This is a genomic window from Pseudomonas sp. HS-18, assembly GCF_020401845.1.
GTDB classification, from domain to species: Bacteria; Pseudomonadota; Gammaproteobacteria; order Pseudomonadales; family Pseudomonadaceae; genus Pseudomonas; species Pseudomonas nitroreducens.
In genome coordinates this window covers 3,242,336-3,261,194 of the sequence record NZ_CP084413.1, presented here as the reverse complement: position 1 = coordinate 3,261,194, position 18,859 = coordinate 3,242,336, and the positions used below count along the sequence as shown (strand labels likewise).

At 66.2% G+C, this 18,859-nt stretch carries 13 protein-coding genes; 4 read left to right on the top strand and 9 right to left on the bottom strand.

Annotated features, from left to right (window positions below; all coding sequences use genetic code 11):
- Nucleotides 1-159 precede the first annotated feature (159 nt).
- Complete coding sequence (locus tag LDJ84_RS15185) at nt 160-2,088, top strand: sigma-54-dependent Fis family transcriptional regulator (protein ID WP_226044938.1); 1,929 nt, start codon at nt 160-162, stop codon at nt 2,086-2,088.
- A gap of 97 nt (nt 2,089-2,185) precedes the next feature.
- Here LDJ84_RS15185 and aldA read toward each other — a convergent pair whose 3' ends face one another.
- From aldA to pedF, 8 genes are all read right to left on the bottom strand, one after another.
- Complete coding sequence (gene aldA / locus LDJ84_RS15180; protein ID WP_226044937.1) at nt 2,186-3,622, bottom strand: aldehyde dehydrogenase; 1,437 nt, start codon at nt 3,620-3,622, stop codon at nt 2,186-2,188.
- A 23-nt stretch (nt 3,623-3,645) separates the two neighbouring features.
- Nucleotides 3,646-5,841 carry a PQQ-dependent dehydrogenase, methanol/ethanol family gene (locus LDJ84_RS15175; protein ID WP_226044936.1) on the bottom strand — a complete coding sequence of 732 codons (2,196 nt, stop codon included), beginning with the start codon at nt 5,839-5,841 and terminating at the stop codon, nt 3,646-3,648.
- Between the two features lie 600 nt (nt 5,842-6,441).
- A complete protein-coding gene (locus tag LDJ84_RS15170; RefSeq protein ID WP_038803202.1) occupies nt 6,442-7,962 on the bottom strand; it encodes an aldehyde dehydrogenase family protein in 1,521 nt (506 codons plus the stop codon).
- A 774-nt stretch (nt 7,963-8,736) separates the two neighbouring features.
- Nucleotides 8,737-10,509: a methanol/ethanol family PQQ-dependent dehydrogenase gene (locus LDJ84_RS15165; protein ID WP_226044935.1), complete on the bottom strand. Its 1,773-nt coding sequence runs from the start codon at nt 10,507-10,509 to the stop codon at nt 8,737-8,739.
- A gap of 472 nt (nt 10,510-10,981) precedes the next feature.
- Nucleotides 10,982-11,911, bottom strand: coding sequence for a quinoprotein relay system zinc metallohydrolase 1 (locus LDJ84_RS15160; RefSeq protein ID WP_084357812.1), 930 nt, complete (start codon nt 11,909-11,911; stop codon nt 10,982-10,984).
- A gap of 26 nt (nt 11,912-11,937) precedes the next feature.
- Entirely contained in the window at nt 11,938-12,687 is a 750-nt protein-coding gene (locus LDJ84_RS15155; protein ID WP_037013317.1) for a quinoprotein dehydrogenase-associated SoxYZ-like carrier, read from the bottom strand.
- A gap of 10 nt (nt 12,688-12,697) precedes the next feature.
- Nucleotides 12,698-13,579 (bottom strand): substrate-binding periplasmic protein, encoded by an 882-nt coding sequence (locus tag LDJ84_RS15150; protein ID WP_084357811.1) that lies wholly within the window; start codon nt 13,577-13,579, stop codon nt 12,698-12,700.
- 5 nt (nt 13,580-13,584) lie between these two features.
- The gene (pedF, locus tag LDJ84_RS15145) at nt 13,585-14,022 is read right to left on the bottom strand and encodes a cytochrome c-550 PedF (RefSeq protein ID WP_037013308.1); all 438 of its coding nucleotides are present in this window, start codon (nt 14,020-14,022) and stop codon (nt 13,585-13,587) included.
- Nucleotides 14,023-14,330: 308 nt separating this feature from the next.
- On the opposite strand from pedF, the gene exaA reads away from it, so the two are divergent.
- The 3 genes from exaA (at nt 14,331) to LDJ84_RS15130 (ending at nt 17,474) form a co-directional block, all read left to right on the top strand.
- Nucleotides 14,331-16,187, top strand: coding sequence for a quinoprotein ethanol dehydrogenase (exaA, locus tag LDJ84_RS15140; RefSeq protein ID WP_024762483.1), 1,857 nt, complete (start codon nt 14,331-14,333; stop codon nt 16,185-16,187).
- A 57-nt stretch (nt 16,188-16,244) separates the two neighbouring features.
- Nucleotides 16,245-16,907, top strand: coding sequence for a pentapeptide repeat-containing protein (locus tag LDJ84_RS15135; protein WP_024762482.1), 663 nt, complete (start codon nt 16,245-16,247; stop codon nt 16,905-16,907).
- A gap of 132 nt (nt 16,908-17,039) precedes the next feature.
- Complete coding sequence (locus LDJ84_RS15130) at nt 17,040-17,474, top strand: carboxymuconolactone decarboxylase family protein (RefSeq protein ID WP_038803200.1); 435 nt, start codon at nt 17,040-17,042, stop codon at nt 17,472-17,474.
- Between the two features lie 126 nt (nt 17,475-17,600).
- On the opposite strand, the gene codA is transcribed toward LDJ84_RS15130, so the two are convergent.
- Nucleotides 17,601-18,842, bottom strand: a complete 1,242-nt coding sequence (gene codA, locus LDJ84_RS15125) for a cytosine deaminase (RefSeq protein ID WP_024762481.1) — start codon at nt 18,840-18,842, stop codon at nt 17,601-17,603.
- Nucleotides 18,843-18,859 lie beyond the last annotated feature (17 nt).

Below are 18,859 nucleotides of genomic sequence, written 5' to 3'. Positions count from 1 at the left end.
ATGCCCCGCGTGAAGCGTTTCGGCACAGGCTTTGCTCGGGCTCTCGTCGCCCGTGACCCACCGGTCTAGACTAGCCAATCCTAGGAACGCTCCTAAACGGAGCCGGTTCCCTACAAAAACAATGCGCCGCAGTCCGACTGACGGCCGCCGGGAGTGACCATGCACCCTCAATCCCTGGAAAACTGCCCGAACGACCTTACCGCCTTCATCGCCGATCACTTCGGCGAGCGTGACATCCAGCCCGAGGGCGCCATCGCGCGCTCCTGGTACCGCAGCGTGATGGAGCACCGTCTCGACCCCCGTGCGCGGGCGGAAAAACACATCCTCACCGCCGGGGAAATCCGCGAGCACCAGGGTCTGCACCAGGACTACCTGGCAATTGCCAGCCAGGGCGTCACCGGCCTTGCCCGACGCGTGCTGCCGGCGGGCTTTGCGGTGCTGCTCAGCGACGAGCGCGGTATCACCCTCGATGCGCGCCTGCCCAGCGAGCGCGACCGCTACACCCAGGCCGGGCTGATCGTCGGCGCGCGCTGGGACGAATCCATTGCCGGCACCAACGGCATCGGCACCGCGCTGGCCGCCGGCGAGGCGCTGACCATCCATCGCCAGGAACACTTCCTGGTGAGCAATTTCCGCCTGAGCTGCTCGGTGGCGCCGATCTTCGATGCCCAGCACCGCCTGCGCGGCTGTCTGAATGCCACCTGCCTGTACAACGACGGGCCCAAGGACGCGCAGTACCTGACCCTGCAACTGGTCATCCTGTACGCCCGGCTGATCGAGAACGCCAGCTTCCGCCAGCGCTACCGCGACCGCCTGACCCTGTCGGTGAAGGCCCGCGACGAGGTCTCGGACCTGGCCAACGAACAGCTCATTGCCCTCGACGAACAGGGTCGGGTAATCGGCGCCAACCACGCCGCCTTCGCAGCCTGCCGGGGCGAACTGCTGGGCAGCCGTATCGAACAGCTGCTGGAAGCGGACGTCGACCAGTTGCTCGACTTGAGCAAGGGCGGCGCGCGCGGCATCCGCCTGCGTACCCTGGCCGATCACGCGCTGGTGGATGTGGGCCTGCGCACGCCGGCCAGTCCGCCGCGTCGCCAGGCTCCGGTCCGCAGCGGGTCCAGTAGCCCGGAGCATCCCGACCTCACTCGCCTCGCCGGCTCCGACCCGCGCCTGCAGGACGGTGTGCGCAAGCTGCGCAAAGTGCTCGACAAGGGCATTTCCATCCTGCTCACCGGCGAGACCGGCACCGGCAAGGAAGCCTTCGCCCGCGCCATCCACCAGGCCAGTGCGCGCCATGCCGGGCCCTTCGTCGCGCTGAACTGCGCGGCGATCCCGGAGAGCCTGATCGAGAGCGAACTCTTCGGCTACCGCGGCGGCAGCTTCACCGGCGCCAGCAAGAAAGGCATGAAGGGCAAGCTGGAACTGGCCAACGGCGGCACCCTGTTCCTCGACGAGATCGGCGACATGCCGGCACACCTGCAGACCCGCTTGCTGCGCGTGCTGGCCGAACGCGAAATCCTCCCCCTCGGCGCCGAAACTCCGGTGGTGCTGGATGTACAGGTGGTCTCGGCAACCCACCAGAATCTCGCCGAGATGATCCGCGCCAAGGGCTTCCGCGAGGACCTTTTCTACCGACTTGCCGGCATGACCCTGCATCTGCCGCCACTGCGCGAACGCATGGACCGCGAGGCACTGATCGACAGCCTGCTGGCGGGCCTGGGCGGCGACCTGCAGCTCGACAGCGCGGTGCGCGAGCGGCTGCGCGACCATCCGTGGCCGGGCAACATCCGCCAGTTGCTGAACTGTTTGCGCTACGCCGCCGCGCTGGCCGAAGACGGCCGCATCGACCTGGACTGTTTGCCGATGGAATTGCATCAGGCCACTCCCGACATCGTCGCCGACATGCAGCCGCCGGCCACCGCCCTCGCCGCCCGCCTGGACGACGACGAGGCGCGCCACCTGCTCGCGGTTCTGCGCGAGCAGCAGTGGAACATCAGTGCGGTGGCGCAGCAGTTCGGCATTGCCCGGTCGACCCTGTATCGGAAGATGAAGAAGCACGGCATCGTGCAGCCCAACGCGTTGTATTGATCGCTTCCCTTTTCCCTGCGCTCGACCGACTCCAAGCGCAGGGAAAAAGGAGCGAGCCGCACCTGGCAAGGACGGCCCGCCCAATCAAGGCGTCGGTTTACTCCTGCGCATACACCACATGGGTATGGGTGTACTCGTACAACCCATGCTTGCCGTCGGCGCCGCCGATGCCGGACTTGCGCGTCCCGGCGTGGAAGCCCTGCATCGCCTCGAAGTTTTCGCGGTTGATGTAGGTCTCGCCGAAGTCCAGCTCGCGACTGGCCTTGAGCGCGGCGCTGAGGTTGCGGGTGTAGATCGATGAGGTCAGGCCGTAGTCGCTGTCATTGGCCAGGGCGATGGCTTCGTCCAGATCCTCCACCACCTGGATCGGCAGCACCGGGCCGAAGATTTCCTTGCGCATGATCTCCATGTCGCCCTTGCAGCCCGCCAGCACGGTGGGCTGATAGTGGAAGCCCTTGCCGAGATCGGCCACGGCGCCGCCGGTGATCACCTGGGCACCCTGCCCCGTCGCCGTGCGGACCATCTGCGCGACCTTGTCCAGGCCGATGCGGTTGACCAGCGGGCCCATGTCCAGGTCGGCCTGCACGTTCGGGTCACCGAAGCGGGTGGCGGCCATGGCGGCGGCAATCTTCTCGATGAACTGGTCGGCTACCTGGCGCTGCACGTAGACGCGCTCGGCGCAGTTGCACACCTGCCCGGTGTTGATCACCCGCGAGGCCTTGATGGCGTTCACCGCCAGTTCCAGGTCGGCGTCGGCGAGGACGATGGCCGGCGCCTTGCCGCCCAGTTCCAGGTTCAGCTTGGTGATGTTCGGTGCGGCCGCGGCCATGATCCGCGAGCCGGTGGCGACGCTGCCGGTGAAGCTGATCAGGTCGACCCCGGCGTGGCTGGTCAGCGCGCTGCCGGCGCTGGCCCCGGTGCCGCCGACGACGTTGAACACGCCGGTGGGCAAGTCGGTTTCCGCCACCAGACGAGCGAACTCGAAGCAGTTGATCGGGGTTTCTTCGCTGGGCTTGATGACGATGGTGTTGCCGGTCAGCAGGGCCGGAGCCATCTTCCGGGCGATGAGGAAGAACGGGAAGTTCCACGGCAGGATGCCCGCCACCACGCCCAGCGGTTTGCGCAGCAGGAAGATGTGCTCGCCAGCGCGGTCGCTGGTCAGCACCTCGCCCTCCAGGCGGCGCGCCCATTCGGCCATGTAGTCGAGGTAGTCGGCGGTGAAGTTCACTTCCACTTCCGCCAGTGCCGGCACCTTGCCCTGCTCGGTGGTAATGATCTTCGCCAGGCGCGGCGCGTTGGCACGTACCTTCTCGGCAATCCGGCGCAGGTAGCCGGCACGCTCGATGGCAGGCTTGGCTGCCCAGCCCTTCTGCGCCTTGCGGGCAGCGTCGATGGCGCTGTCCACCTGGGCCGCGCTGGCCTCGGGGATGCGTGCCAGCAGCTCGCCGTTGGCCGGGTTGTGCACCTCGATCAACGGTTCGCCGGCGACGAAGCGGTTGTCGATGTAGTGCTGGTAGGTTGTCACGTCAGTCATGGGGTTGGTCTCCTTTTAGACGGTCACTTGGCGGCGGTCTTCTGCGCGCCGGCCAGTTGTTCCTTGAGGTCGTAGGCGCGCTTGATCAGGTACTGGTGCACGGCCTCGGCCTGCTGCAGGTCGAGATGGCCCTGGAACGAGGGCATGCCGTCGGGGATGCGGCCGCCGTAGACGATGCCGAGGAAGCGCTGGTGGTTTTCCGCGCTGAGGGTGCGCAGGTCGGGCACCACACCGCCGCTGATGGCGTTTATGCCGTGGCACTGCGAGCAACTGGAGTTGAACAGCTCGCGGCCCTGGTCGATCTGCGCGGTAGTGCCGGTCAGCGCCGGCGGCTCGGGCTTGCGGTCGGCCCACTTGTAGTTGGCATCCGGCAGCTTGGCGGTGCCGCCGAGCTTGTAGGTCAGCACCTGGGCGTTGGGCTTGACCCCGGCGCGCAGCGACAGCGCGCCAGCGAAGGTGGAGAACGCGCCACCCCAGCCGGCCATGAAGGTCACGTACTGCTCGCCGTCCACCTCATAGGTGATCGGTGCGGCCATCACGCCGGTGTTCGCCGGGGACTCCCAGAGCTTCTTGCCGGACTCGGCGGCGTAGGCGACCACACGGCCGTCGGCGGTGCCTTCGAACACCAGGTTGCCGGCGGTGCTCAGGGTGCCGCCGTTGAAGATGGTGCTGTAGGGGACTTCCCAGCGCTTTTCCTGCTTCACCGGGTCCCAGGCGATCAGCTTTCCGGTCCAGGTGTCGGCGATCTTGCGCAGGCCCTCCGGGTCCTCGGGCATCATCCCGGTGTTGACGTCGAGCTGGTAGATGCTCTTGAACTTGGAGCGCGGCGGTGCGCCGTCGACGTCCTGGTACATCGCCGACATGATGTGCGCCGGGATGTAGACCAGGCCGGTGTTGGGGTTGTACGACATGGGCTGCCAGTCATGCGCGCCCCAGAACGCCGGCTGGATCAGCCGGGCTTTCTTCTGCGGGTCCTTCCAGTATTCGGCGACCTTCTCGTTGCGGATCGGCCGGCCGGTCTTCATGTCGATGCCGGTGGCCCAGTTGATCGGGATGAAGTTCTTCGCCGAGAGCAGCTCTCCGGTGGCACGATCGATGACGTAGAAGAAGCCGTTCTTCGGCGCCTGCATCAGCACCTTGCGCTGCTTGCCGTCAATCTCCAGGTCCACCAGCATGATGTGCTGGGTGGCGGTGTAGTCCCAGGCATCGCCCGGCGTGGTCTGGTAGTGCCAGACGTACTCGCCGTTGTCAGGGTTGATCGCCACGATGGACGACAGGAACAGGTTGTCGCCCTTGCCTTCGCTGCGGATGCGCGGGTTCCACGAGGAGCCGTTGCCGACGCCGATGTACAGCAGGTTCAGCTCCGGGTCGTAGGACATCGAATCCCACACGGTGCCGCCACCGCCCTGCTTGTAGAAGTTGTCGCCGAACCAGGTCTTGGCGGCGATTTCCATGCCCTTGCCCTTGGGCATTTCCTTGGGGTCGCCGGGCACGGTGAAGAAGCGCCAGTCCTGCTTGCCGGTCTCGGCGTCGTAGGCGGTGATGTAGCCGCGCACGCCGAACTCGGCGCCGCCGTTGCCGATGATCACCTTGCCCTTCACGATGCGCGGCGCGCCGGTGATGGTGATGCTGCGCGACGGGTCGCTGCGGGTATCGACGCTCCACACGCGCTTGCCGGTCTTGGCGTCGATGGCCTCCAGACGGCCGTCGAGCACGCCGACGTAGACCTTGCCCTTCCACACCGCCACGCCTCGGTTCACCGCGTCACAGCAGGCTTCGCCGGCGCGGCTGCGGTCGGACTGCGGGTCGTACTTCCACAGCTGCTCGCCCGTGCGGGCATCCAGCGCGTAGACGATGGAGAACGGTCCGGTGGTGTACATCACGCCATCGACCACGATGGGCGTGGCTTCCACGCCACGGTCGATGTCCAGCTTGTGGCTCCAGGCCAGGCCCAGGCCGCCGACGTTGCTCTGGTCGATCTGCTTGAGCGGGCTGTAGCGCTGTTCGTCGTAGGTGCGGCCGGTGGTCATCCAGTGGCCCGGTTCGCTGTTGGCGGCGGCGATGCGCTTGCCGTCGACGTTGGCCGGGCTGTCGGTGGAGCTGTCGGCGGCATGGAGGTTGGGCGACAGACCAGCCATCAGCAGCGAGGCGGTCAGCAGGGATTGACGCAGGGCGGGTTGCAGGCGAACGGAAGGCACAGACAGGCCATTCGATCTCATGGAGGTTCTCCGATTCTTGTTGGTGCCGCGGATCGTTCGCCGCGGCTTGCAAGGCTCAGAGCAACCGCTGTGCCAGGCCTTTCGGATTGGGCTGGAGGGCTTGCGGTTCGGGGCTTCCGGCTGTTTATGCCAGATGCGAAGCGGGTGTTGCGGGCGCTACAGGTGTTGCGCTCATCGGCGGCAGGTGTTGCGCGGGCGGGACGCTGCGGATGCTTTGTAGGATGGGTGGAGCGCAGCGATACCCATGCGGGCGCCACGCGAGATCGATGGGTATCGCTACGCTCCCCGCCATCCTAGGGAACGTGCCTCGCCGGATAATCCGGCACATGGGCGGGTTCGCGAGCAAGCTCGCTCCTACAGGTTGGGTCCCGCGCTTTTCTGTAGGAGCGAGCTTGCTCGCGAACAGAGGTAAATCGAAGAAAAGAAAACGCGGCCGGAGCCGCGTTCGACGAAGGCCGTCACCCGTGGAATGGGTACGGAAGCGGACGGCCGCCCGATCGGGCGCGTCGACACAAGGGATGCCTGGTGGAGTGCCAGGCGGGTACAGCGGAAAGGGCCGGCGAACCTGATGGGGGAAGGTCCGCCGGGTTATTGCAAGGGTTAGAAGAAGCCCAGCGGATTGATGTCGTAGCTCACCAGCAGGTTCTTGGTCTGCTGGTAGTGGTCTAGCATCATCTTGTGGGTTTCGCGGCCGACGCCGGACTTCTTGTAGCCGCCGAATGCGGCGTGGGCCGGGTACAGGTGGTAGCAGTTGGTCCACACGCGGCCGGACTGGATGCCACGCCCCATGCGCCAGGCGCGGTTGATGTCGCGGGTCCAGACGCCGGCGCCGAGGCCGAACTCGGTATCGTTGGCGATCGCCAGGGCTTCCGCCTCGTCCTTGAAGGTAGTCACGCCCACCACCGGGCCGAAGATTTCCTCCTGGAACACGCGCATGCCGTTGTGCCCCTTGAGCAGGGTCGGCTGGATGTAGTAACCGCTGGCCAGGTCACCCTCCAGCCGCTCGCTGGAGCCGCCGGTGAGCAGCTCGGCGCCTTCGCTTTGGGCGATGTCGAGGTAGGACAGGATCTTCTCGTACTGTTGCTGCGAAGCCTGGGCGCCGACCATGGTGTCGGTGTCCAGCGGGTTACCGCGCTTGATTGCCTTGATCTTCTTCAGCACCTCGGCCATGAACGGCTCGAAGATCGACTCCTGCACCAGCGCCCGTGACGGGCAGGTGCAGACCTCGCCCTGGTTGAAGAACGCCAGCACCAGGCCCTCGGCGGCCTTCTCGATGAACGCCGGCTCGGCGTTCATGATGTCCTCGAAGAAGATGTTCGGGCTCTTGCCGCCCAGTTCCACGGTGGACGGGATGATGTTCTCCGCCGCGCAGTGGAGGATGTGCGAGCCGACCGGGGTCGAGCCGGTGAAGGCGATCTTGGCGATGCGCTTGCTGGTGGCAAGCGCCTGGCCGGCTTCCTTGCCGAAGCCCTGGACGATGTTCAGCACGCCCGGCGGCAGCAGGTCGCCGATGATCTCGGCCAGCAGCATGATCGACAGCGGCGTCTGCTCGGCCGGCTTGATCACCACGCAGTTGCCGGCGGCCAGGGCCGGCGCGAGTTTCCAGGCAGCCATCAGCAAGGGGAAGTTCCACGGGATGATCTGCCCGACCACGCCCAGCGGTTCGTGGATGTGGTAGGCGACGGTGTTCTCGTTGATCTCGGCGGCGCCGCCTTCCTGCGCGCGGATGCAGCCGGCGTAGTAGCGGAAGTGGTCGGCGGCCAGCGGCACGTCGGCGTTGAGGGTTTCGCGCACGGCCTTGCCGTTGTCCCAGGTCTCGGCGACGGCCAGTTGTTCCAGGTTCAGTTCGATGCGGTCGGCAATCTTCAGCAGGATCAGCGCGCGGTCCTGCACCGACGTACGGCCCCAGCTGCCAGCGGCGGCGTGGGCGGCGTCCAGCGCCTTGTCGATGTCTTCGGCGGTGGAGCGTGGGAACTCGGCGATGACCTCGCCGTTCACCGGCGAGGTGTTGCTGAAATACTGGCCCAGCACCGGCGCGACGAACTCGCCACCGATGTAGTTGCCGTAGCGCGGCTTGAGGGTGACGACGGCGCCGGGGGTTCCGGGTGCGGCGTAGATCATGGGGATGCTCTCCTGTCGGGTCCCGGCCTCCATCGGCCAGGTCATGGAGCGATCTTAGGCAGCGCCCTTCCCGGCCCGGAATGCACCCATGGGAGGGATGGGTTCCTCATTTGGTAGTAGATGCCGGGGCATGGAAGTTCGTAGTAGCGGACCCATGGGGCGTGCCTACAGGTTTACTCGTACGCTTGGCTCTCGCAGGAGTGGGGCTTCTACGCGATGCTTTTGTTGGTGCTTGATTGCTTCAGCGGCGCTTCGGCATACGCAGAACTGTAGGAGCGAGCTTGCTCGCGAACCGCTAGGCAAGGAGCTGAATGCTCTATGCCGCTTTGGCTTTGGGGGTTCGGCGCCGCCTCAGCGTGCGCACGGATCTCTTGTTTCGCCCCCTCGGGCGAGTCCCTTTTGTCAAACGTCGGATAGCCGCCCTCACAAAAGGGACCAAAAAGTCTCGCCCCTTCATCCGGCTTTTCGCTTCGCGAAAAGTACCCTCGGTTCTTCGGAGTTCCAGGGGCCCGCTGCGAAGGGCCATCCCTGGCCCATCGCAGCTCTCGCGACATCCATGTCGCTCAACCCCTGAAACTCCGATCACCTTCGGCCTCCTGCAAGGGGCACTCCGGAGCGTGCGGATGTTTCTCTGGAAATGTTGAAGAGCCAGAGCTAGAGCTGACTTCGGCGATCGAATGCAGGAGCGGACCATGCTCGCGAGCGGCGTCGTTAGACACCACAAAAACAAAGGGCCGACTCAACGGCCGGCCCTCTGATCACCTCACAGCACCATCACTTCTTGGCGACGAGATCCTTGGGCAGCTTGAAGGTCCAGATCATCCCCCCCTGGTCCAGGTCCTTGATCCGCTTGGCCACCTCGCCACCCCACAGCGGCACCGCGCCGCCCCAGCCGGAGAGGACGGTGACGTACTGCTCGCCGTCCATTTCCCAGGTGATCGGCGAGGCGATCACGCCCGAGCCGGTGTTGAACTGGTAGAGCTTCTTGCCGGTCTTGGCATCGAAGGCCATCAGGTAGCCCTCGGGGTTGCCGGTGAACACCAAGTTGCCGTGGGTCGCCAGCACGCCGCCCCACAGCGGCGCGTAGTTCTCGTAGCGCCAGACCTGCTTGCCGGTCTTCGGATCGATGGCGCGCAGCACGCCGATATATTTCTCGTTCAGCGGCTTGATGGTGAAGCCCGCGCCGAGGTACGCCGCACCTTTCTTGTAGGCGATGTTCTCGTTCCACATGTCCATGCCCCACTCGTTGGACGGCACGTAGAACAACCCGGTGTCCTGGCTGTAGGCCATGGGCATCCAGTTCTTGCCGCCGAGGAAGGACGGCGCGACGAACACCGAGCTGCCCTTCTCGCCACCCTCGCCTGGCGCGCCCGGACGGTGGGCATCGTCGTAGATCGGCCGGCCGTTCTCGTCCAGGCCCTTGGCCCAGGTCACCTTATCGACGAAGGGGAAGCCACGGATGAACTTGCCGTTGGTGCGATCGAGCACGTAGAAGAAGCCGTTACGGTCGGCGGTGGCAGCCGCCTGCACGGTCTTGCTGCCGTCCTTGTAGTCGAAGGACACCAGCTCGTTCACACCGTCGAAGTCCCAGCCGTCGTGCGGGGTGGTCTGGAAGTGCCACTTGATCGAGCCGTCTTCGGGGTTCAGCGCCAGGCGCGAGGAGGAGTACAGGTTGTCACCAGGGCGCAGGTGCGAGTTCCACGGCGACGGGTTGCCGGTGCCGATGAACAGCGAGTCGGTGCTCGGGTCGTAGTAGCCGCCCAGCCACGGCGCCGCGCCGCCGGTCTTCCACAGGTCACCCGGCCAGGTCTTGCCCGCCTCGCCGCCGGAGATGCCGTTCTCCACGGCCTTGCCGTCCTTGTAGACGTAGCCCATGTGGCCTTCCACGGTCGGGCGGCTCCACAGCAGCTCGCCGTTGGTGGGGTTGTAGGCCTCGATCTTGCCGACCACGCCGAACTCGCCGCCGGCCACGCCGGTAATCAGCTTGCCCTTGGCGATCAGCGGTGCGGCGGAGATGGAGTAGCCGGCCTTGTAGTCGGCCACGGTCTTCTTCCACACCACCTTGCCAGTGTCCTTGTTCAGGGCGACCAGCTTGGCGTCGAGGGTGCCGAAGATCACCAGGTCGCCATACAGCGCCACGCCACGGTTGATCACGTCGCAGCAGGGCATGATGCCGTCAGGCAGGCGCGCGTCGTACTGCCAGAGCTTGCGACCGGTGCGCGCATCGGCGGCGAACACCCGCGAGTAGGAGGCGGTGACGTACATCACGCCGTCCTTGATCAGCGGTTGCGCCTGCTGGCCGCGCTGCTTCTCGCCGCCGAAGGACAGCGCCCACACCGGCCGCAGCTCCTTCACGTTATCGCTGTTCAGCGTGTTCAACGGACTGAAGCGCTGGCCCTGCTGGTTGATGCCGTTGACCACGACCTGGTCGGTGCGCTTGGCGGCATCACTGATGTCCTGGTCGGTGACGCCGGCGTGGGCGCCCAGGCTGGCCAGGCCGATGGCGGTGAACAGCACGGTGCGGGCGAAAGGTTGAAGCTGTCTCATGGCGGTGCGCCTCTGCGATTGTTGTTGTACCCGGGAAAATTTCCCGGTCTGTCGCAGATTCTTGGTTTGGCACGGCAGGCCAACAATTGAACGCAGTGCCGAATTTCCTAGTTCCTTGGTAGCAATACCGGGCTGCCGAGCCGCGAAATTCGAGGCATTTACGGGCTGGATGGGAGAGCCTTGCCCCTGTAGGAGCGAGCTTGCTCGCGAAGCGGATTCCCCGGCCACTGCGTTGTCTGAACGGGGTTCCGAGCCCCTCACCCCAGCCCTCTCCCAGGGGGAGAGGGAGCCGTTCGGCGCGAGGGGCGAAAACAGGAATGCATCCTGCTGGAAGGTTCGCGAGCAAGCTCGCTCCTACAGGAAGAGCAGATCGGAGCGGCGAGCAGCAAAGCCGCTCCAGACAGCCCCCTCTCCCTCCGGGAGAGGGCTGGGGTGAGGGCCTGTCCGCGCACCGAAACCTCCGCAGAAATGGCTATTGCTCATCGACGCGCGGCAGAGCCTTCTGCTCATAGCGCGGATACAGGTGGCTGACGCTGCGGATCAGCTCATAGCGCGTCAGGCTGATGCCGGCGAAACGGTCCGGAATCGGCGTGCGCAGCAGGTCGTTCATGTCCGCGCCCTGGGCGATGCCGTCACGCATCACAGTGTCGAGCCAGCCGAGGTAGTCGCGCATCTGCGCAAACGGCGCGGCATCCGCGGCGATGGGGCCATGGCCGGGGACGATCTGTTTCCACGGCAGCTGCTGCAGGGTATCGAGGTCACCCAGCCACACATCCAGGCCGGGACTGTTCGGCGTGGTCAGTGCGCGCTGGTAGAAGACGATATCCCCGGCGAACAGCACGCCGGTGGTTTCGTCGAGAATCGCCAGGTCCGCGCCAGTGTGCCCGCGCAAGCCCAGCAGGCGGAAGCGGTGGCTGCCCATCTGCCATTCACCGGGCTCCACCGCCTCGGTGGGCAGCACGACCTCGGTGCCACGCATCCAGTCGCCGATCAGGCGGTACATGTTCTCCGCCATGGCGTTGCCCTGCTCTTTCAGCAATTTGCTGGTGCCGGCCAGCGCGCCGATGGGCAGGTCGGTGAAGGCCTGGTTGCCCAGCACGTGGTCAGGGTGATGGTGGGTCAGCAGGACGCGTTTCACCGGCTTGCCGGTGGTCTGCTGGATCAGCGCACGCAGGGCTTCGCCATAGCGCCTTGAAGGACCGCTGTCGATCACCAGCACGCCGTCGCCGGTGTCGATGAAGGCGACGTTGACGATGGCGCCACCGTTGTCCTTGGCAAAGTTGTCAGTGCTGCCTTCCACCACCCAGGTGCCCTCGGCGATCTGCCGGGGCTGAAGGTGGTACTGCAGGTCGGCCAGTGCCGGCAGGCACAGGCACGCGAGGGCGATCAGGAGGAAACGCATGGGCACCTCGTTGGCGCAGTGCGGCGTCAGCGCAGAGCGGCCTGGAATTCGTTGCCGTTGTTGTCGTGCAGCCAGAGCTCGGTATGCGGGTGGCCGCGCACTTCGAAGGTGAAGGTCGGGTTCTCGCTGACCGCGGGGAACAGGTCCAGTCGGGCGAAGACCTCGCCTTCCGGCCCACGCAATTCGGCGTGGTCGAGGTAGAACTCGGGGATGCCGCCGACCAGGCCGTTGTCCATCGGGTGCGAGACCGACAGGCGCACGCGGCTGTACTCTCCTTTGGGGTAGGACTCGCCATGGACCTGGCCGAGCCGGTCCTCCCAGCCCGGTTGCGCACGTACCACGCTGGGCGCTGTGCAGCCGCCACCGGCCGCATCGATCCACGCCGAGCCGACATGCCAGACTCCCTGCTCGTCCCGCAGCGCAGCACGGATCGGTGTGGCCTGTTCGATACGGATGCGCACCGCCAGCAGCGGCTCCAGGTGCACGCCGGGGTAAAGCGTCAGCACATGGGGAATCGGGTTCAGCTCGGCCCATAGCAGCAGTCGGTCGAAGCGCCCCGGCAAGGCGCGGGCGTCCACCTCCACCGGGACCTGGCGGGAGTCCTCGGCGAACGGCGGCACACCCAGCCTGACCCGCTCGTCGAAGACGTAGGGCTCGCCATTGAGCAGGCGCTTGTGGTGGTACTCCCACATCACCGAGGGCATCGGATCGCCCTCCACCGCCGCGGCCAGCAGCGGCAAGCCGCACAGCCCGAGCAACATCTGGCGCCTGCGCATCATGTCTCCCTCATTGCACGTCCTGGTAGAGCCCCGGCAGCTCGTAACGCACGCCGTAGGCCGCATAGAGCTTCTCCATCTCGCCGCTGCGCACCAGTTCCTCCAGTTCGCCGTCCAGGGCATTGGAGAGCTGGCGATTGCTTTCATGCACCGCCATGCCGATGTCCCACTCGGGCTGGCCGAGGTTGGGATAGGTGTTCTCGGCGTTCTTCAGGTGCTCGTCGGCGGCTTGCCCGCGCATCCAGTCCAACTCGCCACGCAGGGCCATCACCGCGTCCACCTTGCCCGCGCGCATGCCGTCGAAGGCCGCCTGGGTGCTGGGGAAGTGGATGGTCATGCGGCTGAGCTGGCCGCCCAGCACCGAGGTCAGGTAGAACGACGGCACGCTGTCCAGCTCGACGCCGATGGGGTGTTCGCGGAACGCCGCGATGGTGTCCACTTCCGCCAGCCGACGGTCATCGCTGACCACCTGCCAGCGCTCGCGCTGGTAGGGGCCGAACATCACCACCTGCTCGTTGGCGAACTCGCCGACATCGTTGCGCCGGTTGGCGTACTGGCGGTCGTAGGGCACGCGCAGCATCACGTCGGCAACCACGCCGGGGCGCAGGTAGTGGCCTTTCCAGATGAAGTTGCGCAGGTCGTCGTCCAGACGTTCGCCGGGGGTTACCCAGAGGAACTCCGCGCGCATGCCCAGGCCGCTGGCCAGGTGCTGCGCGAGATCGATATCGACCCCGCGCGGCTGCCCGTCCTGCATGAAGCTGTAGGGCGGGAAGTTCTCGTACACCGCCACCCGCAGCACGCCGCTGGCGACCATGTCCTCATAGGGGCGTACCCCAGCCTGCGCTTGCCCAAATAGCAGGCAGAGGCCGAACAACCAGGCGAACAGGCGCATGGCGATCACTCGTCCACGTGCACGCTGTCCAGGTAGGTGCGGATTGCCCAGAGGCCTTCCTGGCTGATGAAGTCCGCCATCTTCGGCATGTACACCGCACCGTCGCGTACCGCGCCGTTGATCACCCGCTCCTTGAACCACTCGTCACCCTCGGCGCCCACGTCGAGCATGCGCAGGTCGGGGGCGATGCCGCCGGACTTGGCCTCCAGGCCATGGCAGCGCGCGCAGTTCTGGTTGTAGGCCGAAGCACCGATCTCCACCGCCTTGGCGTGGTTGGCGTAGGGCTCGCGGTAGGGGTTGGTGTCGCGCCATTCCTTGCCCAATGGTTCCAGCCCCGTGGTATCCACTGCCTGGGGCGTCACATTGCCGTGGGACAGGGCCAGGCCCGAGACACCCAGGCCGGCCAGCAACAGCAGGCCGCACAGCACGTTCTTGTTGTTCATCACTTCATCCTCTCATCGAGATGCTTGGCAAGGCACGGCGCCCGGAAAGACGCCAGTGACGACGATGGTAAGAACGCGCGACCGACGGCCGAATCCTGCTTTGGATGCTCCCGTCTACTCCCTTCGTACTAGAACGCCGGTCGGCCACTGCCGGCGCTTTGGCAGCAAGCCCAAGTCATGCCCGGACCGGGAAATAGTCCCGGCATCGCCGGGAGCTTTTCCGTTCCCCGCCGCCACGCCCTCCTCCCACCATGGATTCGCCGCGGCACGTGCAGCGGCCTGCCGCCATCCATCACGGGAAACCCACCATGAGAACAACAACAGCCCCCCTGCACCTCGTCCTCAGCAGCCTTGCCTGCGCCATCGCCCTCACCGCCGGCGGCTCCGCCCTGGCCAAGGATGTGACCTGGGACGACATCGCCAACGACCACAAGACCACAGGCGACGTGCTGCAGTACGGCATGGGCACCAATGCCCAGCGCTGGAGCCCGCTCAAGCAGGTCAATGCCGACAACGTGTTCAAGCTGACCCCGGCCTGGTCCTACTCCTTCGGCGACGAGAAGCAGCGCGGCCAGGAATCCCAGGCCATCGTCAGCGACGGCGTGGTCTACGTGACCGCCTCCTACTCGCGGCTGTTCGCCCTCGACGCGAAGACCGGCAAGCGCCTGTGGACCTACAACCACCGCCTGCCCGACGACATCCGCCCGTGCTGCGACGTGGTCAACCGCGGCGCTGCCATCTATGGCGACAAGATCTACTTCGGCACCCTCGACGCCTCGGTCGTGGCGCTGAACAAGAAGACCGGCAAGGTGGTCTGGAAGAAGAAGTTCGGCGACCACGGCGCCGGCTACACCATGACCGGCGCGCCGACCATCGTGAAGGACGGCAAGACCGGCAAGGTGCTGCTGATCCACGGCAGCTCGGGCGACGAGTTCGGCGTGGTAGGCCGCCTGTTCGCCCGCGACCCGGACACCGGCGAAGAGGTGTGGATGCGGCCCTTCGTCGAGGGCCACATGGGCCGCCTCAATGGCAAGGACAGCACTCCCACGGGCGACGTGAAGGCACCCTCCTGGCCGGAGGACAAGAACTCCCCCACCGGCAAGGTGGAAGCCTGGAGCCATGGCGGCGGCGCCCCGTGGCAGAGCGCGAGTTTCGACGCCGAGACCAACACCATCATCGTCGGCGCCGGCAACCCCGGCCCGTGGAATACCTGGGCGCGCACCGCCAAGGGCGGCAACCCGCACGATTACGACAGCCTCTACACCTCCGGCCAGGTCGGTGTCGACCCGAGCACCGGCGAGGTGAAATGGTTCTACCAGCACACGCCCAACGACGCCTGGGACTTCTCCGGCAACAACGAACTGGTGCTGTTCGACTACAAGGCCCAGGACGGCAAGATCGTCAAGGCCACCGCCCACGCCGACCGCAACGGCTTCTTCTATGTGGTCGACCGGACCAACGGCAAGCTGCAGAACGCCTTCCCCTTCGTCGACAACATCACCTGGGCCAGCCACATCGACCTGAAGACCGGCCGCCCGGTGGAGAACGAAGGCCAGCGCCCGCCGCTGCCGGAGCCTGGGCAGAAGCACGGCAAGGCTGTGGAAGTCTCGCCGCCGTTCCTCGGCGGCAAGAACTGGAACCCCATGGCCTACAGCCAGGACACCGGCCTGTTCTACGTCCCGGCCAACCACTGGAAGGAGGACTACTGGACCGAGGAAGTGAACTACGCCAAGGGCAGCGCCTACCTGGGCATGGGCTTCCGCATCAAGCGCATGTATGACGACCACGTCGGCACGCTGCGCGCGATGAACCCCACCACCGGCAAGGTGGAATGGGAATACAAGGACCACCTGCCGCTCTGGGCCGGTGTGCTGGCCACCGCCGGCAACCTGGTGTTCACCGGCACCGGCGAGGGCTTCCTCAAGGCCTTCGACGCCAAGACCGGCAAGGAGCTCTGGCAGTTCCAGACCGGCAGCGGCATCGTCTCCCCGCCCATCACCTGGGAACAGGACGGCGAGCAGTACATCGGTGTGACCGTCGGCTATGGCGGCGCGGTGCCGCTGTGGGGCGGCGACATGGCCGAGCTGACCAAGCCGGTGGCCCAGGGCGGCTCCTTCTGGGTGTTCAAGCTGCCCAGCTGGGATAACAAGACCGCCAGCCGTTGATGCACAGGCCCGCGCCGAACCCGGTGCGGGCCTTTTCCTTTTTGCCAGGAGATCGCCATGCGCCTGCTCGCCTGCCTGCTCTTCCCCCTCTCCGCCCTCGCCTTCGCCACCAGCCAGCCTGCGCCGGAAGTGGACGACGATGCGGCCACCGTCATCGCCGGCTGCCGCATCGAGCCGGACAGCCAATGTCCCAACGCCGACCTGCGCGGTGCCGACCTCCGTAACCAGGACCTGACGCGGATGAACCTCTCCGGCGCCAACCTTGCCGGAGCCGACCTGCGCCACGCCAAGCTGGACCTGGCGAACCTGCAACAGGCGCAGCTGAACGGTGCAGATCTCACCCGCGCCAGCCTGCAGCAGGCCAACCTGCGCGGCGCCGACCTGAGTGGCGCCAAGCTGGTCGCCATCCAGGCCTGGGGCCTGTTCGCCCAGGGCGCGCAGTGGCAAGGCGCCGACCTCACCGCCGCCTACCTGGAATTCGCCCGCCTGAGCGGCGGCAAGCTGCACCAGGCCAATTTGCGTGCTGCCGACCTGGAAATGACCTGGCTGTCCCGCGCCGACCTCAAGGGCGCCGACCTGCGCGACGCCAACCTGCAGGAAGTGAAGCTGGCCGAAGCGAATCTGGAAGATGCCGACCTGCGTGGCAGCCGCCAGCGCTTCGGCAACTTCCAGGGCAGCAACATGGTGGGCTGCAAGGGGTGCCCGGGGGGTTGGGACTGAGCGCCCGGCGCATAGCCGGGATTGGCTCCATTGGTCTGCCGGTATTGCCGGGAATTGGCTATTCGAACGCCGGGGAGTCGGCGTTACCTTAGCTCCATTCCCGCACTACCGCGGGCCCCACTGGAGACCACCATGAGCGCACGACTCGAATGGGCCAAGGCCGCCCCCGACGCCTACAAGGCCATGCTCGGCCTGGAACAGGCACTGGCCAAATCCGGCCTGGAAACCTCGCTGCTGGAACTGATCCGCCTGCGCGCCTCGCAGATCAACGGCTGCGCCTACTGCGTGAACATGCACGCCAACGACGCCCGCAAGGCCGGCGAGACCGAGGCGCGGCTGCAGACCCTGAGCGTGTGGGAGGAAACCCGCTTCTTCAGCGAGCGCGAACGCGCGGCGCTGGCCTGGGTGGAAAGCCTCACCCGCCTGCCGGAGAAGCACGCCCCGCAGCACCAGTTCGACGCCCTGCGCGAGCACTTCAGCGACGCCGAGATCGCCAACCTGACCCTGGCCATCGCCACCATCAACGCCTGGAACCGCTTCGGCGTGGGCATGGCGATGGTGCCCTGAGCAGAGCGATCTGCTCCACGCCATCCTGCGAATTGCATCTGTGGCTCCCGTAGGGCGCATAACCCGGCACGGGTTATCCGCCAAATGGCGCATAACGCCTCCGGCGTTTTGCACCCCACGCCGGTTTCAGCCTTCGATCAGCTCAACCTGCTCCGGCTCGCGCTTCATCAGCACGCGGCCATTGCGGATCGAGTACAGCGCCTTGGTCTGCTGGCGCACCGCCTCGTAATCACTGTCCACGCCCAGTACCAGCAGGTTGGCCGGACGGCCGGCGGCGATGCCGTAGCGCGCCCCCAGGTTCAGCGCGCGGGCGCTGTTGTCGGTGACCAGGTCGAGCGCGCGCTGCAGGTCATCGAAGCCCATCATGTGGCAGATGTGCAGGCCGGCATCCAGCACGCGCAGGATGTTGCCGTTGCCCAGCGGGTACCACGGGTCCTTGATCGAATCCTGGCCGAAGCAGACATTCATGCCGGCGCGGTCGATCTCGGCCACGCGGGTCACGCCGCGGCGTTTCGGGAAGGTGTCGAAGCGGCCCTGCAGGTGGATGCTCTCGGTCGGGCAGGAGACGAAGTTGATACCCGAGCGCTTGAGCAGGCGGAACAGCTTGGAGCAGTAGGCGTTGTCGTAGGAACCCATGGCCGTGGTGTGGCTGGCGGTGACGCGGCCGCCCATGCCGCGCACGCGGGCTTCTTCGGCAAGCACTTCGAGGAAGCGCGAGTTCGGGTCATCGGTCTCGTCGCAATGCACGTCGACCAGGCAACCGGTGCGCTCGGCCAGGTCCATGAGGAACTTGATCGAGCTGACGCCCTGCTCGCGGGTGTTCTCGAAGTGCGGGATGCCACCGACCACGTCGGCGCCGAGGCGGATCGCCTCTTCCATCAGCTCGCGGCCGCCCTCGTAGGACTCGATGCCCTCCTGCGGGAAAGCCACGATCTGCAGGTCCACCAGGTGCCGCGCCTCTTCGCGCACTTCCACCATGGCCTTGAGCGCGGCCAGGGTCGGATCGGTCACGTCGACGTGGGTGCGCACGTGCTGGATGCCATGGGCGGCCAGCATGCGGAGGGTGGTGTGGGCGCGGGACTTGGTGTCCTCGTGCGTAATGGTTTCCTTGCGCTGGGCCCAGCGCTCGATGCCCTCGAACAGCGTGCCGCTCATGTTCCACTCCGGCTCGCCGGCGGTCAGGGTGGCATCGAGGTGGATGTGCGGCTCCACCAGCGGGGCGATGGCCAGGTTACCACGGGCGTCGATGTCGTCGCCGCTGGCGGCCAGGGTGCCGGCTTGCTGGACGACGTCGGCGATCACGTCGCCTTCGCAGCGGATGGTGAACAGGCCGGTCTGCTTGCGCAGGGAGGCGTTGATGATTTTCATGGGATCAAAGGTCCTCT

What these genes read in the sequence shown, in the direction of transcription:
- LDJ84_RS15150 (WP_084357811.1), bottom strand. Translation starts at nt 13,579, where the DNA reads ATGCGCCTGTTCGCCTGGTTGTTCGGCCTCTGCCTGCTATTTGGGCAA.
- LDJ84_RS15170 (WP_038803202.1), bottom strand. Translation starts at nt 7,962, where the DNA reads ATGATCTACGCCGCACCCGGAACCCCCGGCGCCGTCGTCACCCTCAAG.
- LDJ84_RS15155 (WP_037013317.1), bottom strand. Translation starts at nt 12,687, where the DNA reads ATGCGCAGGCGCCAGATGTTGCTCGGGCTGTGCGGCTTGCCGCTGCTG.
- codA (WP_024762481.1), bottom strand. Translation starts at nt 18,842, where the DNA reads ATGAAAATCATCAACGCCTCCCTGCGCAAGCAGACCGGCCTGTTCACC.
- LDJ84_RS15160 (WP_084357812.1), bottom strand. Translation starts at nt 11,911, where the DNA reads ATGCGTTTCCTCCTGATCGCCCTCGCGTGCCTGTGCCTGCCGGCACTG.
- pedF (WP_037013308.1), bottom strand. Translation starts at nt 14,022, where the DNA reads ATGAACAACAAGAACGTGCTGTGCGGCCTGCTGTTGCTGGCCGGCCTG.
- LDJ84_RS15185 (WP_226044938.1), top strand. Translation starts at nt 160, where the DNA reads ATGCACCCTCAATCCCTGGAAAACTGCCCGAACGACCTTACCGCCTTC.
- exaA (WP_024762483.1), top strand. Translation starts at nt 14,331, where the DNA reads ATGAGAACAACAACAGCCCCCCTGCACCTCGTCCTCAGCAGCCTTGCC.
- LDJ84_RS15135 (WP_024762482.1), top strand. Translation starts at nt 16,245, where the DNA reads ATGCGCCTGCTCGCCTGCCTGCTCTTCCCCCTCTCCGCCCTCGCCTTC.
- aldA (WP_226044937.1), bottom strand. Translation starts at nt 3,622, where the DNA reads ATGACTGACGTGACAACCTACCAGCACTACATCGACAACCGCTTCGTC.
- LDJ84_RS15175 (WP_226044936.1), bottom strand. Translation starts at nt 5,841, where the DNA reads ATGAGATCGAATGGCCTGTCTGTGCCTTCCGTTCGCCTGCAACCCGCC.
- LDJ84_RS15165 (WP_226044935.1), bottom strand. Translation starts at nt 10,509, where the DNA reads ATGAGACAGCTTCAACCTTTCGCCCGCACCGTGCTGTTCACCGCCATC.
- LDJ84_RS15130 (WP_038803200.1), top strand. Translation starts at nt 17,040, where the DNA reads ATGAGCGCACGACTCGAATGGGCCAAGGCCGCCCCCGACGCCTACAAG.